Annotated in this window: 1 protein-coding gene; it reads right to left on the reverse strand. The window is 64.1% G+C overall.

Going from position 1 to position 298, the window contains the following annotated elements; all coding sequences use genetic code 11:
- Positions 1-93: 93 nt before the first annotated feature.
- Positions 94-298 (reverse strand): TonB-dependent receptor (locus tag EN850_RS35515; RefSeq protein WP_136093068.1); only part of this gene is annotated, 205 nt, incomplete at its 5' end.

The following is a 298-nucleotide window of genomic DNA, read 5'->3' on the forward strand; positions in this document are numbered from 1 at the left end:
CAGCGGCCGGCACCACGGATCGGTAGATCCACGCCATGCCTGGATGAAGCGGTGCCGACCAGGGTCGGCACCCACCGGGGCATGGCGCGGCGATCAGAACGTCGCGTTCAACGAAATCCAGTAGCTGCGGCGCTGGTCCTTGGTCGCGTAGTCGTCCACGCAGTTGAACTCGCTCTGGCTGATCAGCAGGCACGACTGCGAGACGAAGTCCTTGTCGAACAGGTTGTTGACCCGCGCGTTCACCGTCAGCCAGGGCGTGGCCTTCCAGCTGCCACCGAGGTGGAAGATCGTGTAGTCC

The organism is Mesorhizobium sp. M8A.F.Ca.ET.207.01.1.1, assembly GCF_004794715.1.
Lineage (GTDB): Bacteria > Pseudomonadota > Alphaproteobacteria > Rhizobiales > Rhizobiaceae > Mesorhizobium.